This window comes from Maribacter sp. UBA3344 (genome assembly GCF_002362375.1).
GTDB lineage: Bacteria > Bacteroidota > Bacteroidia > Flavobacteriales > Flavobacteriaceae > Maribacter > Maribacter dokdonensis.
The window spans coordinates 44,632-61,228 of sequence record NZ_DERI01000018.1 but is presented as its reverse complement, the minus strand read 5'-3'; the positions used below and the strand labels follow the sequence as shown (position 1 = coordinate 61,228).

16 protein-coding genes are annotated in these 16,597 nt (G+C 36.2%); 9 read left to right on the top strand and 7 right to left on the bottom strand.

Annotation, left to right across the window (positions count from 1 at the left end):
- Positions 1-35: 35 nt before the first annotated feature.
- From B2Z27_RS12770 to B2Z27_RS12760, 3 genes are all read right to left on the bottom strand, one after another.
- Positions 36-563 (bottom strand): inorganic diphosphatase, encoded by a 528-nt coding sequence (locus B2Z27_RS12770; protein WP_058105296.1) that lies wholly within the window; start codon positions 561-563, stop codon positions 36-38.
- A gap of 73 nt (positions 564-636) precedes the next feature.
- On the bottom strand, positions 637-3,138 hold the full coding sequence (locus tag B2Z27_RS12765) for a DUF5686 family protein (protein ID WP_286813934.1): 2,502 nt from the start codon (positions 3,136-3,138) through the stop codon (positions 637-639).
- 107 nt (positions 3,139-3,245) lie between these two features.
- Positions 3,246-4,223: a pyruvate dehydrogenase complex E1 component subunit beta gene (locus B2Z27_RS12760; protein ID WP_058105294.1), complete on the bottom strand. Its 978-nt coding sequence runs from the start codon at positions 4,221-4,223 to the stop codon at positions 3,246-3,248.
- Positions 4,224-4,395: 172 nt separating this feature from the next.
- Here B2Z27_RS12760 and B2Z27_RS12755 point away from each other — a divergent pair, with 172 nt between their 5' ends.
- The 7 genes from B2Z27_RS12755 (at position 4,396) to egtD (ending at position 11,513) form a co-directional block, all read left to right on the top strand.
- On the top strand, positions 4,396-5,136 hold the full coding sequence (locus B2Z27_RS12755) for an electron transfer flavoprotein subunit beta/FixA family protein (protein WP_058105293.1): 741 nt from the start codon (positions 4,396-4,398) through the stop codon (positions 5,134-5,136).
- A 40-nt stretch (positions 5,137-5,176) separates the two neighbouring features.
- Positions 5,177-6,145 carry an electron transfer flavoprotein subunit alpha/FixB family protein gene (locus B2Z27_RS12750; RefSeq protein WP_058105292.1) on the top strand — a complete coding sequence of 323 codons (969 nt, stop codon included), beginning with the start codon at positions 5,177-5,179 and terminating at the stop codon, positions 6,143-6,145.
- Between the two features lie 84 nt (positions 6,146-6,229).
- The gene (locus tag B2Z27_RS12745; protein WP_058105291.1) at positions 6,230-6,859 is read left to right on the top strand and encodes a bifunctional nuclease family protein; all 630 of its coding nucleotides are present in this window, start codon (positions 6,230-6,232) and stop codon (positions 6,857-6,859) included.
- Positions 6,860-7,014: 155 nt separating this feature from the next.
- Complete coding sequence (locus B2Z27_RS12740) at positions 7,015-8,337, top strand: NupC/NupG family nucleoside CNT transporter (protein ID WP_286813977.1); 1,323 nt, start codon at positions 7,015-7,017, stop codon at positions 8,335-8,337.
- A gap of 134 nt (positions 8,338-8,471) precedes the next feature.
- Entirely contained in the window at positions 8,472-9,296 is an 825-nt protein-coding gene (locus B2Z27_RS12735; protein WP_074669894.1) for a thymidylate synthase, read from the top strand.
- Positions 9,297-9,367: 71 nt separating this feature from the next.
- Entirely contained in the window at positions 9,368-10,528 is a 1,161-nt protein-coding gene (gene egtB / locus B2Z27_RS12730; protein ID WP_286813933.1) for an ergothioneine biosynthesis protein EgtB, read from the top strand.
- A 16-nt stretch (positions 10,529-10,544) separates the two neighbouring features.
- Positions 10,545-11,513 (top strand): L-histidine N(alpha)-methyltransferase, encoded by a 969-nt coding sequence (gene egtD / locus B2Z27_RS12725; protein WP_286813932.1) that lies wholly within the window; start codon positions 10,545-10,547, stop codon positions 11,511-11,513.
- 74 nt (positions 11,514-11,587) lie between these two features.
- On the opposite strand, the gene B2Z27_RS12720 is transcribed toward egtD, so the two are convergent.
- A complete protein-coding gene (locus B2Z27_RS12720) occupies positions 11,588-11,884 on the bottom strand; it encodes an isoamylase early set domain-containing protein (RefSeq protein ID WP_058105286.1) in 297 nt (98 codons plus the stop codon).
- 147 nt (positions 11,885-12,031) lie between these two features.
- A complete protein-coding gene (locus B2Z27_RS12715; RefSeq protein WP_286813931.1) occupies positions 12,032-13,117 on the bottom strand; it encodes an aminotransferase class V-fold PLP-dependent enzyme in 1,086 nt (361 codons plus the stop codon).
- Between the two features lie 54 nt (positions 13,118-13,171).
- Between B2Z27_RS12715 and B2Z27_RS12710 the strand changes: the two genes are divergently transcribed.
- Positions 13,172-13,573: a 2TM domain-containing protein gene (locus B2Z27_RS12710; RefSeq protein WP_071340210.1), complete on the top strand. Its 402-nt coding sequence runs from the start codon at positions 13,172-13,174 to the stop codon at positions 13,571-13,573.
- An 11-nt stretch (positions 13,574-13,584) separates the two neighbouring features.
- A complete protein-coding gene (locus B2Z27_RS12705; protein ID WP_286813976.1) occupies positions 13,585-14,085 on the top strand; it encodes a dihydrofolate reductase in 501 nt (166 codons plus the stop codon).
- Here B2Z27_RS12705 and murI read toward each other — a convergent pair.
- Both murI and pafA read right to left on the bottom strand, forming a co-directional pair.
- Positions 14,072-14,860, bottom strand: a complete 789-nt coding sequence (gene murI, locus B2Z27_RS12700) for a glutamate racemase (protein ID WP_286813930.1) — start codon at positions 14,858-14,860, stop codon at positions 14,072-14,074. The genes B2Z27_RS12705 and murI overlap by 14 nt on opposite strands.
- 1 nt (position 14,861) lies before the next feature.
- Positions 14,862-16,529, bottom strand: coding sequence for an alkaline phosphatase PafA (gene pafA, locus B2Z27_RS12695; protein ID WP_286813929.1), 1,668 nt, complete (start codon positions 16,527-16,529; stop codon positions 14,862-14,864).
- Positions 16,530-16,597: the final 68 nt, after the last annotated feature.

Sequence of the window (16,597 nt, the reverse complement as noted above, 5' to 3'; positions counted from 1 at the left end):
TTATGAAAAGTGGCTTAAATGAAGTGAAATATTATTTATATCATAAAAGTTCGCTTTGCCTTGTGCTCGCTCTTATCATATCTTTCTACACATTCGTGGTAAATTTCAACGGCTTTCTCCGCATTGCTCCACCCACCGGTATCTACTTTTTTCTCCTCTAAATCTTTGTATACTTGAAAGAAATGCTCAATTTCCTTTAATCTATGCGGGTTTAGGTCACTAATATCATTATTGTTACTCCATATTGGATCAGAAACCGGTACACAGATTATTTTTTCATCTGGTCCTTTTTCATCTGTCATATGGAAAACACCTATAGGTTTTACTTCCATTACCGTCATTGGATAAACAGGTTCTGTACCCATTACCAAAACATCTAATGGATCTTTGTCCAAAGCCAAGGTTTCTGGAATAAATCCGTAATCCCCTGGGTACATCATTGAAGAAAACAACATACGATCAAAACGAATTTTATGTAGATCAAAATCGTATTCATACTTGTTTCTACTTCCTTTCGGAATTTCTATTAAAACATCAAAGGTTAGTCCTTTTTCTGTAGCCATATTTAAAAGTTGTTTAATTTATAGTTTGTATTGAAACGTTGCTTAGTTGTTATAATTGTAAAAATTAGCTGAATTAAAAGACAAATCCAAAAGTTCCTGTTACACCAAACTTTCTAGCATCTGGATTCTCTAAATAGTTTCCCCTAAAATTGAAGTCCAATCTAAATACCTTGAAAATATTTCCAATTCCAAAAGAATACTCATAATATACTTTTTCCGATGGTGCCATTAAAGGTATATTTACGGTAGCAGGAGCACTCAACGCTATGTTCTCATCAGACAAATCTCCCCACACTCCGCGTATAGCCACTAATTCCCTTAAATTGAACTTTCTTAAAAATGGAATCCTTGAAAAGAACCTTCCATTAAAATTATGTTGCAAATGTACTGCAGCATAGGTATCTGTCACAAATTCATAGAAATCTAAATTTGGAAATGTTCCATAATTAGAGAAAAAAGTTTGGTTGCCCGGCACCACACTCAACAAGCCCAAAGGCACCTCACCAAAGGTTTTACCCAACTCTACCGTACTTAGCAATCTACCAAATCCGCCCAATTGCCAAGGTTGACTATATGAAAACTGTAACTTACTGTAATCAAAATCACTATCAAGAACGCCTTTGGTTCCCTTGGTATAATTCAGTAAAATAGTGCTATAGGTATCATTGACATCTCTACGCTCAACTCCAAAGCCAATGGTTTTCTTACCCGGGGTATATAATAAAAGAGCATTAAAATCAAACTGTCGTATTTCTGACGAAACACCTGTTGGAGATTCAGGATCTGCATAATCTAAACTAAAATCACCGGGCAAAGCAGAACTCAAGGTTCTAAAGGTACCACCTACAGAGAGTTTTAAATTGGTTAACGGCTCTATTTCAAAATTCAATGCACTTAGGTTGATATTCGTCAACCTGTTATTAGCACCTACTGTCAATAAAGATGATGATGCTATGCTACGCCCTAAAACATCATTAGTAGCGGTCAAACTAACCCCAAGTTGCTCTATATCCCTTCTATTCCCCCCAGAAATGATCAGTCTACTGTTTTTATCGATGAGCATTTTACCCGCCAAGCCATGTTTGAACTTGTGATCCTTAAACCCATATGCCGTATACCCTTCTATACGCCATAGGTCATTTTGGCCAAAATACGTTCTAGCACCAAGTCTAACCCTAGCACCTTCGGCATTATTGTACCCAAAAAAATCATATACCGAACCCAGGTCCAAATTCCATTTATCGACCTCAACATAACCAGACCCCAGTATGCTGACCAGATTATAATAAGTCTTGAATTTTGGCACCGTCTTCAAGGTGTCAAGCAATTTATAAATTCCCTGTTCGTCTTTATTTAAGCTTTCCAATCTATTTTTTTGCCAAAACTCATCATCCTTGATAATTTGGGTAACATCTAAAGGGTTACGATCTTTTCTATAAGCTTCCTTTGGCTTTGGCTTATTGAATTCGTAATTATCATACACCGTAGTTCTTTTGCCATAAAGTCCTTTAGACTCCTCCTTTTTATTGAAACTAAAGTCGCTCAACATATAATCTCTTTTTAAAAGAAATACAGAATCGTTGACCACATCGAAATCTTGTTCAATGTAAATTTCTTTTACCCAGTTAATGTTGGCACTTTTGGTTACCTGTAAATTGATGTTCTTAATTGCCCAAGTAGAATCATTTACCCAGAAATCTCCCTTAAAGGTCAATTCATTTTTACGGCGAGGATAGTATACAATATTATAACACCATTTGTTATCAATAAACGCACTGTCCCTTAGCGCATAGTTATAGACATCTACCCCAGTTTTGGACAAAGGACTCGTAAAACTTTTATCGAAAAATTTAAGGTAGTTGTTATAGACATCGTATTCTTGATACAAATCCTTTACAAAAGCTATTATTGCTTGATTATTCTCAAAACCTGAGTTTTTATTCCCTAGAACATCTTCTTTCTCTTCCTTGATCTTATTATCGCCATAGACTTTAGAAAAAGTCTCGTTCAAGAAAATTGGTAAATAGGTTTTACCCGTAATACGTGAGGTATCCAAATCTTGAAAAACAAATTCAAGACCCTTAAACACTTTACTTTTAATTAGGGCGCTGTCAATGGTATTTAAATCAAATTCTACCTTTTCATACTTATCAAAAGCATATTGATCAAATTGGCGAACCCCATTCTGACGTTTTTTTGCCCAGATTTTTCTAAGGATATCGACTGCCGGATTATTCTTTTTAGATTGCTTACCCGATATTAGCACCACCTCATTTAACTGCTCAGCAGCTTCGACCATAATGATTTTCAGGTCATAAGAGACTTTGTTTTTTAATTCAAGCTCATACTCGGTGTAACCGATAAAAGATATAATTACCGTATTATAATCATTTTCAGATTCCAAATAGAACCTACCATTATCATTGGTAATGGTACCTTCTGTGGAATTTTTAAAGAATACATTGGCAAAGGATACAGGTTCACCTTGCTCGTCTACAACCATGCCACCAATTTTGGTTTGCCCCTGCAGTATAAAAAAGCTTAGACTTAAGATTATAAAAAATATCCCTCTCATTAAAATACGTAGTTCAATAATATTGTTTTGTGGCAAATAGCATACCAATAAAAAAAGCTTCTCCAGACTTGGTCGGAGAAGCTAAGGTACTTTACAATATTTATATCTTATTTGTATAAAACTTTTTTAACAGCGTTTACCACATCTTTGTGATTAGGCAACCACTCCTCCAATAATACCGGAGAATAAGGTGCAGGTGTATCTGCCGTGTTTATTTTTACAATAGGAGCATCTAAATAATCAAATGCATGCGCCTGAACGTGATAAGTTACCTCTGTTGCTACGTTACCAAACGGCCAAGCCTCCTCTAAGATGACCAATCTATTGGTCTTCTTTACTGATTTTAAAATAGCTTCGTAATCCAATGGCTTTACAGTACGTAAATCTATTATTTCACAGCTAATGCCATCCTTCTCCAATTCATCGGCAGCCTTATCCGCCTCTTTAATGATCTTACCAAAAGAAACTATGGTAACATCTTTACCTTCTCTACGAATATCCGCAACACCTAATGGAATGGTATAATCACCTTCTGGAACTTCACCTTTATCACCATACATTTGCTCAGACTCCATAAAAATAACCGGATCATCATCTCTAATGGCAGCTTTTAATAATCCTTTTGCATCGGCAGGGTTAGATGGTACAACCACTTTAAGCCCTGGACAATTAGCATACCAACTTTCAAACGCTTGTGAATGCGTTGCCGCTAATTGACCTGCAGATGCAGTTGGCCCTCTAAATACAATAGGGCAAGGAAACTGACCACCGGACATTTGTCTGATCTTGGCAGCATTGTTGATTATTTGATCAATACCTACCAAAGCAAAATTGAAGGTCATGAATTCTATAATAGGTCTGTTCCCCGTCATGGTGGAACCAACCCCTATACCAGCAAAACCAAGCTCGGAGATTGGAGTATCAATTACCCTTTTTGGGCCAAATTCATCCAACATTCCTTTAGAAGCCTTGTATGCGCCATTATATTCCGCTACTTCTTCACCCATCAAATAGATAGATTCATCCCTCCTCATTTCTTCGGACATGGCCTCGGCTATTGCTTGCCTAAATTGTAGTGTTTTCATGTATGGTAAAATTATTCTTTGTTAAATGCTAGAAAGCAAGCAAAAATAGGAAATATAATATCAAAAAATAGAATGCCAGATTTAAAAAAAGTTATAAAATTTACTATGCATGCATAGTAAATTTGGATTTTATTAGCTATCTTCGTCACCATTAGATATAAAGTTTTTACTCATGAAGATATTAGTTTGTATAAGTAATGTTCCAGATACGACGTCCAAAATTAATTTTACGGATGGCGATACTAAATTTGACACCAATGGTGTACAGTTCGTAATTAACCCAAATGATGAATTTGGACTGACCAGAGCTATGTGGTTCAAAGAAAAACAAGGTGCATCAGTACATATTGCAACTGTTGGAGGACCAAGTGTTGAACCTACAATGCGTAAAGCACTGGCTATTGGAGCAGATGAAGCTTTTAGAATAAATACCGAACCTACAGATGGTTTCTCGGTAGCCCAACAATTAGCCGAAGTGGTTAAGAACGGTGGTTACGATCTAGTAATCGGCGGTAGAGAATCTATTGATTACAATGGCGGAATGGTGCCTGGGATTTTGGCATCGTTAACGAACATGAATTTCATCAACTCTTGTATTAGCCTTGAAATTGATGGTGACAATGTTACCGCAGTTAGGGAAATTGATGGTGGAAAAGAAAAATTGACAAGTAGTTTACCATTAGTAGTTGGTGGCCAAAAAGGACTTGTAGAGGAAAGTGATCTTCGTATACCTAATATGAGAGGTATCATGATGGCAAGAAAAAAGAGCCTTACCGTGGTTGAGCCTGTTGATGCTCTTAAAGCAACCGAGGATAAAAAATTCGACAAACCAGCTCCTAAAGGTCAAGTTAAACTAGCCGATAGTGTAGATCAATTGGTTGATTTATTGCACAATGAAGCAAAAGTCATTTAATCACCTTTTTATTAGGTAAACATTAAAAACAAAAGAAAAGATGTCAGTTTTAGTATATACAGAATCAGAAAAAGGAAAATTTAAGAAGAATGCGTTCGAAGTAGCTTCTTACGCCGCTGAAGTTGCCAAAATGATGGGCACTACCGTCACGGCAATATCATTCAACAGCGAAGAAAACGATAGTTTAGGAAACTACGGGGTTTCCAAGGTGTTGAACGTGAAAGACGAGGCACTTGCAACATTTAACGCAGGCGCTTACGCAACAACCATAGCCGAAGCCGTAAAAAGTACAGATGCCAAAGTGGTCATCTTAAGTTCTAGCACAGATACCAAGTATTTAGCGCCACTATTGTCCGCTAAATTATCTGCAGGCTACGCACCTAATGTAGTTCAAGCTCCAGAAAGCACTTCACCATTTATGGTCAAAAGAACAGCTTTCAGTAATAAAGGCTTTGCACACACACAAATAGATACCGATATTAAAATTGTTGGTGTATCAAATAATGCGTTTGGCGCTCACGAAAACAGTACAGATGTTTCGGTCGAAGAATTTAGCGCCGCTACCGATGGCATTACCAATGACACAAAATCCATTGAAGTAGATAAGGTTGTTGGTAAAGCAACCATTGCCGATGCCGATATCGTAGTTTCTGCAGGTAGAGGTCTTAAAGGACCGGAAAACTGGGGAATGATAGAAGAATTGGCAGATGTACTAGGTGCCGCTACAGCTTGCTCCAAACCTGTTTCAGATCTTGGCTGGAGACCTCATGGTGAACACGTTGGACAAACAGGAAAGCCGGTTGCCAGTAACTTGTACATTGCCATTGGTATATCTGGAGCCATTCAACATTTAGCCGGTGTAAGTGCCTCTAAAACCAAAGTTGTCATCAACAACGACCCTGAAGCTCCTTTCTTTAAAGCTGCAGATTATGGAATTGTTGGAGATGCCTTTGAAGTAGTTCCTCAATTGATTGAAAAATTAAAGGATTTTAAAGCACAAAACGGCTAAATTTTTGTTATTTTGTGCCCCTTAAAGGGCTGTTCGGATAATTGGAGCCCAAGTATTCGAACAGCCTTTTTTAGTTTAAAATCTATGAGTCTAGTACGATTAAAAATAAAAGGAATCTCTTACAGTCAAACCCAAAATGGTGCATACGCACTTATTTTGAACGAGGTTGAGGGTGACAGAAAGTTACCAATTGTTATTGGTGCTTTTGAAGCACAGTCTATAGCCATAGCCCTAGAGAAAGAAATAAAACCCCCAAGACCGCTTACACACGACTTGTTTAAAAACTTTTCAGATAGGTTTGATATTGTAATCAAACAAGTCATTATCCATAAATTGGTAGATGGGGTATTCTATTCTAGCATAATTTGCGAAAGAGATGGTATAGAAGAAATTATTGATGCAAGAACCAGTGATGCCATTGCCTTGGCACTACGCTTTAACGCCCCGATTTTCACCTATAAAACCATTTTGGACAAGGCAGGTATATTCTTGAAGTTTTCCTCTAAAGAGAAAGACCAGAAAGAAAGTGACGACAGCATTATGGTAGATGAAATACTACAGGAAGGTGAAACGGTTGAGATAGATTCTGGTGCTACCGATGGCTACACTGAACTAACCATTGAAGAACTTGAGGCTGAATTAAAAAAGGCGGTCACCAACGAAGACTACGAAAAAGCGGCAAAACTGAGAGATGAAATCTCTAAACGCAATTAAACATTAAATTATAGTTTATGAAAAAGGGCAAATGGCTGCTATTTTTTGCACTAATTCTTACCACAATTACATTTGCTCAAGACGTAGACGTAACCATACCAGTAGAAAACGCAACCGATACTACTTTGGTTGAAGACGTTTCCGCTAACAATGTAATGGACATGGAAATCAACGAAGGATTTAGCCTCAACAGTCTGGGAAGAGGCATTTTAGGTATGCTGGTTCTTTTACTATTAGCTTTTTTATTCAGTTCAAACAGAAAGGCAATTAATTGGAAAACGGTAGGTATTGGTCTGGTATTACAATTGGTCATTGCTATTGGAGTTTTAAAAGTGCCTTTTGTACAGTTAGTTTTTGAACAAATAGGTAAAATTTTCGTAAGTATTTTAGAATTCACACGTGCCGGCAGCAAGTTTCTTTTTGAGGGGCTTGTAGTAGACACTGGTACTTTTGGATATATTTTTGCTTTTCAAGTATTACCAACAATTATATTTTTCTCTGCATTAACATCGCTATTGTTCTACTTAGGACTTATACAAAAAGTGGTAAAGTGGCTTGCTTGGGCACTTTCAAAAACATTGGGCATATCTGGACCGGAAAGTCTTTCGGTCGCAGGAAATATTTTTCTTGGTCAAACCGAAGCCCCACTTCTAATAAAGGCCTATTTAGAAAAGATGACACGTTCAGAAATTCTACTGGTTATGATCGGTGGCATGGCTACAGTTGCCGGTGCAGTATTGGCAGCATATATAGGTTTTTTAGGTGGCGAAGACGAAATATTACAATTAGTTTTTGCCAAACATTTGTTGGCAGCATCCGTTATGGCAGCTCCTGGCGCTATTGTCATCTCCAAAATGTTATATCCGCAAACCGAAGAAGTTAACAGTGATGTACACGTTTCTTCAGAAAAAATTGGTGCCAATGTTCTTGACGCTATTGCAAACGGCACAACAGAAGGCTTAAAACTTGCTGTCAATGTAGGCGCCATGCTTTTGGTATTTGTTGCTATTATCGCCATGGTCAACGGTATATTGGAATGGACTGGGGACTTGACCCATCTTAATGGTTGGATTGCTAATAACACCTCATATTCAAAGTTTTCACTAGAAGCTATACTTGGTACTATTTTCGCTCCTTTAATGTGGCTCATAGGTGTTGCCAATGAGGATATTATGCTAATGGGGCAGTTACTGGGCATAAAGCTAGTAGCGAGCGAATTTGTAGGCTACATTCAATTAGCAGAATTAAAAGATATTACCACAGGTGCCAATTTAACGTATAACAAGTCTGTAATAATGGCTACGTATATGTTATGTGGTTTTGCAAATTTTGCATCAATAGGTATTCAAATCGGTGGTATTGGATCCTTAGCACCAGGGCAAAGAAAGACTTTATCTGAATTTGGAATGAAAGCTGTTTTGGGCGGGTCATTGGCTTCTTTACTTTCTGCAACAATTGCGGGTATGATTTTAGGATAAGCGATCTTGCCATAATAATTTTAGTTAATAAGATTTTATAACCCGTACTTTATTCTCACTTCAAAAATTCATCTAAATAGTATTTTTGTATTCCGCCCATAAATATATTCGGCGTTATATTTAATTCTATTGCTATGAAACAGTATCACGACCTTTTAAAACATGTTCTTAAAGAAGGAAACCAAAAAGGTGACCGTACAGGAACCGGAACTAAAAGTGTTTTTGGATATCAAATGCGTTTTGACCTCAGCGAAGGCTTCCCAATGGTAACTACCAAAAAACTGCATTTAAAATCAATTGTACATGAACTATTGTGGTTTTTAAAAGGTGATACCAATATTAAATATTTACAAGAAAACGGCGTTCGTATTTGGAACGAATGGGCAGATGAAAACGGTGATCTTGGACCTGTATACGGTCATCAATGGCGCAATTGGAACAATGATGAAATTGATCAGATCAAAGAGGTTGTACATTCCTTAAAAACAAACCCCAATAGTAGAAGAATGTTAGTTTCTGCATGGAACCCAAGCGTACTGCCAGATACTTCTAAATCTTTTTCTGAAAATGTAGCTAACGGTAAAGCAGCATTACCACCATGCCATGCCTTCTTTCAGTTTTACGTTGCAGATGGCAAACTTTCATGTCAATTATACCAACGTAGTGCAGATATATTCTTGGGTGTACCTTTTAACATTGCTTCCTACGCTTTGTTCACCATGATGATGGCACAGGTTTGTGGATACGAAGCGGGCGATTTTATACACACTTTTGGTGATGCCCATATCTACAATAATCATATGGAGCAGGTTGAACTACAACTCAGCAGAGACCCTAGACCATTACCGAAAATGAAAATAAATCCTGATGTTAAAGATATTTTCGATTTTAAATTCGAAGATTTTTCACTAGAAGACTATAACCCGCATCCCCATATAAAAGGGATAGTAGCTGTTTAGTATCAATTTCTTAATTTATAAGGTCAAAACCCATTGAGCAATTTTATTTAACTTACAATAAAATTGTTTTCATGGTCAGCACTGATACGTTCTTAGATTTCTTTATTGAAACTAGAGAGCACACCGAGGCTATTTGTAAGCCCCTAGAAATTGAAGATTATGTGGTACAACCCATAATTGACGTTTCTCCCCCAAAATGGCACCTAGGTCACACCACTTGGTTTTTTGAAGAATTTATACTAAAATCTTACGATTCTTCGTATCAAATATTCGATGAAGATTTTTCGTTCGTGTTCAATAGTTATTACGAAACCGTAGGCAAACGCGTTGTACGTGCCGATCGTGGTAATTTATCTAGACCTTCCGTTAAAAAGGTGTATGAATATAGAGATTATGTTACCAAGGCAATGATAAAATTGCTAGAATCTGACACAAACGGAACATTGTTAGAAGTTCTTGAAATTGGAATTCATCATGAAAAACAGCATCAAGAATTATTACTTACAGATATAAAATACATTTTAGGAAACAATCCTTTATTACCTAAATATTCAGACTCATTTATAGAATACACTGCTGATAAAGATGAACAACGTTGGCTTCATATGAAAGAAGGTATTTATGAAATAGGTCATAATTCCACAGATTTTTGTTTTGATAATGAATTAGGAAGACATAAAGTATACCTACATGACTATCAAATCTCTAACAGACTAGTTACCAATGCAGAATATATTGATTTTATAAAAGAAGATGGCTATAAACGTTTTGACCTGTGGCATGCAGCCGGTTGGGACTGGGTGCAACAAAACAATGTAAACTCACCCTTATATTGGCATGAAATTGATGGAAAATGGCACTATTATAGTCTTAACGGACTAACCGAAATTGACTTAAACGCTCCCGTTACACATATTTCCTACTTTGAGGCATTTGCATATGCCCAATTTAAAGACTGCAGAGTACCCACTGAATTTGAATGGGAAGCCGCACAACATTTGTTCAAATGGGGACAACGCTGGGAATGGACAGAAAGTGCATACCTACCCTACCCTAATTACAAAAAAGTAGACGGTGCTTTGGGCGAATACAACGGCAAATTCATGGTAAACCAAAAAGTGCTTAGAGGTAGTTCTGTAGCTACACCCAATAAACACGCAAGACATACATATCGCAATTTTTTTCAAACAGATTTAAAATGGCAGTTCACCGGTATAAGGTTAGCCAAATAATTACGACATACTAATTATGCAAGACACTAACATAGCACCAACCGTTACAACTGAATTCGAAAAAGAGGTGTATTCCGGTTTAATCGATTACCCTAAACACCTATCGTCAAAATATATTTATGACAAAAAAGGAGATAAGCTTTTTCAGGATATCATGGCAATGCCAACCTATTACTTGACCAATTGCGAATATGAGATTCTTGAACAAAACAAACACGAAATTACAGCACTATTTTCCGGTTCTGGCACCTTTGACCTAATAGAGTTAGGGGCTGGTGATGGTAAAAAAACAAAAATTCTTTTAAAAGAATTCAGTGATAAAAAAATAGATTTTACCTACGTGCCTATAGATATAAGCAACAACGCCTTAAATCAACTACATGACTCCTGCAAAATAGAATTGCCAGAAGTTAACGTACAGCCTTTTCAAGGAACTTATTTTGAAGCACTGAAAGAGATAAATACTAGAAAAAACAGAAAGGTCATTCTATTTCTCGGCTCAAATATTGGCAATCTTATGCATGACCAAGCCGTTGGGTTTATGGAAAAAATTCAGCAACTCATGCAGCCTAACGATTTACTTTTAATGGGTTTTGACCAAAAAAAGAATCCACAGACCATTTTAGATGCCTACAATGACCAAGAAGGAATTACAGCTGCATTCAATAAAAATATACTAGCAAGAATCAATAGTGAGCTCGAAGGCAATTTTGATTTAGAACAGTTTTTACATTGGGAAGTTTACGACCCCGAAACCGGAACCGCAAAAAGCTTTTTGGTGTCTAAAACTGAGCAAACCGTGAGAATTGAATCTTTAGATCATACAGTTCATTTTAAACAATGGGAAACCATACACACAGAAATTTCCCAAAAATATGATGACCAAATTATTGACTGGCTAGCCAAAGAATCTGGATTACAGTTAACCACAGCTTTCCAATCCAAAACACATAGCTACAAAAATTGTGTATTTAAAATAGCTTAGCATTTATCTAAATATAAAAACAATAGAGCCCTTCAAAAATTGAAGGGCTCTTATATTGTACACTCGCTATTATTCTACAACTCTAAAACTGCATTTTCAGAACCAGCATAATCATTCCATTGGTAACGATCTGCCTGCGCATCGTTTATGTACTCGCCATCAACAAGGTACTTAAATTCAAAAGAGTTCTCTTTAGGTAAATCAAAAGTCCCTTTAAAAGAACCATTCTTTTGTTTCTTTAATTCACTCTTTTTTGCATTCCAATTATTGAAATCACCTACTACAGCCACCTTTTTTGCATCTTCTGGAGATACCGTAAAAGTAACCTTACATACTGGCTTAGTTTTTAAATACTTCTTTGCAATTGCCATGATACAGAATTTAATATTTTAGGCAAAATTAGCATATTAAAACACTCATTTACAATGGATAAGACATTTTTATCAAATTCTCAAAATTTAAATCCTTTATAGAAGGACAATGAAATTTTATCCTACAAAATTACTTAATCACGAAAGCTATCTGCCTGTTTTCAAGATTTTTACAATGGCATCTATTTCCGATTCAGTATTATAAAAATGAAAACTTAACCTAACACCATCACCTCGCTGAGCGCAAAAGACATCGTTCTCCAATAATTTTTGATACATCGCATCATTGGCTTTAATATTAAATATAGTACTATGGCTTTTTCTGTTTACAACCCTATCAGTCAAAAGCCCTAATTTTTTAAATTCGGTTTTCGCCATTAACGACAAATTACCGTTATGCTCCGCTATCCTTTCCATACCAATTCTTCCAAAAAAATCAATGGAGAATTTTAAACTTCCAAAATTCATGGATGAAAGGTGGCCAGGTTCAAACTGTTTTGCAAACCGAATTGAATTCTTCTTATCAAAATTTCCATCAGCAGCATTAAATCCAATAGTATTCAAATCAAATTCATTTTTAACTTGATCAGAAAAAAGCATAAATCCATTACCATAGCCTGCCAATAACCATTTGTATGCGCTAGCCCCCAACACATCTATACCAGAGTTGTTAAAATCAAAATTGGTACTACCACAGAACTGGGTTCCATCTGCTATAATAAGTACACGAGGATACAGTATTTTTATTTTTTTCAGAAACTCGAGGTCAATTGAAAACCCATCTAACCATTGTACAAGGCTCAAGGCCAAGACATCTATCTTGTTGTTTTCTATTTTTTCCTGAATCTCCTCTTCTACATGTTCGGAAAGTTTTACATACTCAATATCATACCCTCTTTTTTCAAAACTCCAGTTCAATGAAGGGTAATCATCTTCTACAAGTAATATTTTCTTTTTAACATCTAAACCTTCTAAAAGAACATTTAGTCCAGAAGAAAAATTATTGACCAATGCTACGTTTTCTCTTTTGCAATTAAAAAACGTACCTACCGCAGAACGCGTGTTCGATATTACCTTTAGCGCCTCTCCTCGCATATCACTACCGGAAAGTAAAAAATCTAAATCATGCTCTTGACGCCAATCCAATAACGAATCATACAACGGGCCGTACACAGCGGTATTTGCGTAAATTCCTTTTCTTAGCACAGGGAATTCTTTTCTAAATTTATCCATAGGTTATAGCGTATAATACAATTCGTGTATCTTTATATCAAAGATAGCAAGAGTATGTTTTCCAAGAATAAAAACACATCCAAATTAGACATAGAGCAACATGAATTGTTAGAGAATGCTCAAAAAAGAGTACGACAAAAAAAACGACTCTATACTCATTTTGTAATCTTTCTTGTAGGCAGTGTCTTTTTGGTACTGATCAATAAAATCTTAAAATACGGGCAAGAGTACAATTGGTTTGTTTGGGCAATTACCTTTTGGGGCTTTCTATTTGTTTTGCATGTTTTCAATGTCTTTATCACCAATAAGTTCATGGGCCAGGACTGGGAACGATCGCAGCGCGAAAAATTAGTGGAAAAACAAAAACAGCGAATTTCTAAATTACAAAAAGAAGTTGAAGAAGAATTGCCATTACCTGAAGCCTTAGAAATTGAACCTAAAAAAAAACTGCTTTGAAAACACTTATAATGATTGCCGCAGCAGCGGAAAATAATGCCTTGGGCAAAGACAACGATCTGCTTTGGCATCTACCAGATGACTTTAAACGTTTTAAAAAACTAACCACCGGACATAAAATTATTATGGGAAGAAAAACGTTTGAAAGTTTTCCTAAACCACTACCAAACAGAACCCATATAATCATCACAAGAGATAAAAATTACACTACTGATTATGATGAATGTATAGTAGTCCATTCCTTGGATGAAGCTATTGACCTCGTAAAAAATGAAATTGCCTTCATTATTGGCGGTGGTGAAATTTATAAACAAGGCGAAAAGAAATCAGACAAGATAGAGCTTACACGTGTACATGGTGTTTTTGAAGATGCAGATACGTATTTCCCTGAAATTGATGAAAACTATTGGATGCTAACCACACAAGAGTTTCATCCGGCTGACGAAAAACACAAACTTTCTTTTACCTATTTGACATATGTAAAAAAAGACAACGTACTTAAAAATCTTTAGATTGAACAGTGTATTTAACTGTTGTACTTTCTATTATTGATGACAGTACTGTTTCATCTCCATTAGTATAAAATTGGTGGGAACCCAATTTAGTGGCATTCGACAACAAACCGTTCTTTTCCAATACGATTTTGGTCTGTCTGGCCACAGCTTCTCCAGAATCTATAATTGTGACATGCTCTGGCAACATTTTTTTCAAAAGTGGAATAAGATATGGGTAATGGGTGCAACCTAAAACAAGATAATCCATACCTTGATCAAGCATAGGCTTTATATAACTTTCTAAGAGTCGATAAAGTTCTTTACTTCTTAACTGACCATTCTCTATCATTTCCACTAGACCGGTACCACGTTGTTCTAGAACGGTAATTCCTGCAGCGTGATTTTTGGTGGTGCTATGAAACAAACTACTGGACAATGTACCCTTTGTTGCCAAGATTCCGATAATTTTGGATTTGGTATTGATAGCCGCTGGTTTTATAGCAGGCTCTATACCAATAAAAGGTAGGTTATAATTGGACCTTAAATAGCTAATTGCATTAGTCGTTGCCGTATTACAGGCAACGACAATTAATTTACAATTTTGATTCAATAAATATTCAGCATTCTTAATGCTCAGCTCTAGAATACGTTCCTGAGATTTTTCTCCATAAGGAGCATATTTACTATCAGCCAAGTAAATACAATTTTCATATGGCATTAATTCTTGAATTTCACCCCATATGGACGTACCACCAATACCCGAATCAAAAATACCTATAGGCCTGTCATCCATATTATTTTAATACCTCGGTTATAGGTTTACCTGTAGTACCGTTCGGAAAAGAAATACCCAATAGCGCCGATATAGTTGGTGCAATATCCGGTATTTCAGTTCTATTTACGGTTGAACCTGGCTGTATACCTTTTCCATAAAATAATAATGGGGCATGTGTGTCATATATTTGAGGAGACCCATGAGTAGACCCTGTAGTGCTATAGGAAATATACCCTGGCTTTAAAACGATCAATACATCACCAGATCTTTTTTGATTATATCCATTTTGTAAAATATAAGGTATACCAGATGTATAATCATTACTCCACATTTGATTTGCGGTATACACCCTATCAATTGCATCATATTCCAAAACCTCTTGTGCTATTTCGATTTGCACTTCTGCCAAACTCAAATCTAAGTTTTTTACAATTTTATGATCTAAGAATATTTGATCATTAGAGTAATTTTTAATAATATCTTCCGTACCATATTTATATTGTAAAAACTCTTTCAATCTCTTTTTATTTGCAGCCGTATCAACATAACCAGATGGTATTTTTTCGCTTTTTAAATAGGTAGGCACTTCAACAGCTCCATGATCTGCCGTAAGAAACAAAGTATATTCTCCTTCACCTACATTTTTGTCCAATGCTTTGAACAGCCTAGCTAAATCTTCATCTAACCTTAAATAAGTATCTTCAATTTCCTTAGAATTAACCCCAAACATATGCCCCACATAGTCTGTACTTGAAAAGCTTACTGCCAAAAAATCGGTAATATTGTCTTTACCCAAGTTTTCCTGTTGCAGTGCTTCTATTGCAAAATCTGCGGTCAAAGAATTACCAAACGGGGTTGCTTTTATTATATCAAATTTTTTGGTTTTATCTAAAAGCTCAACAGGTTTGTGAGGGAAAGAAGTAGAGGTTTCACCTTCAAATTTTCCTTCAAAAAGATTATTATCAATTCCGCTTTCTCTGTATCCTTTAATATCTCTAAGAGTATTCCATTCTCTTTTATACGATTGAGCGGTACCAGAGGTATTAAAATCGTTCACCCATTTTGGTAATTGACTCATATAATACGAGCTCGTAACCCACTTACCTTCATCACCGCCATGAAACCAATATGCCGCATTAGCAGTATGTCCGCCAGGTAATACGGCACCTCTATCCTTCAAGGCAATTGCTATGGTCTTTCCTTGCATTTGTGTATGCAATCTAAGCTCATCCGTAATAGTTGTTACTGACATTCTATGTGGAGACATTTTACCCGCATCTGAAGTAGTACCTACAGAAACATAAGTATCATCACTAGCACAATATACACTTGCATCTAATTGCTTATCATACCAGTTATTGCCAATTATACCGTGTACAGAAGGAGTTGTACCTGTATACACTGAAGTATGCCCCGGTCCAGTACTGGTTGGCGCATAATTAAAATGATTGTTTTTACAGTTAAAACCCTGTTCAACCAATCTTTTAAATCCGTCTTGTCCATATTGATCATAAAAACGGGTTAAATAATCATATCTCATTTGGTCAACTACGATACCAACGACCAATTTAGGTTTTGACCTCAGCAATTCATCACTTACATTGTTCTTATTTTTCTTTTGGGCAGTTAAACCACTGGCTGCCAACAATGTTCCAATAAACAACGAAGCAATAAAATATCTTTTCATTTTCATACGTATAAGATTGAAGCGCAAAAGTAAATAATTTACACCTTTAAAGATTAATCGCAGGTTAA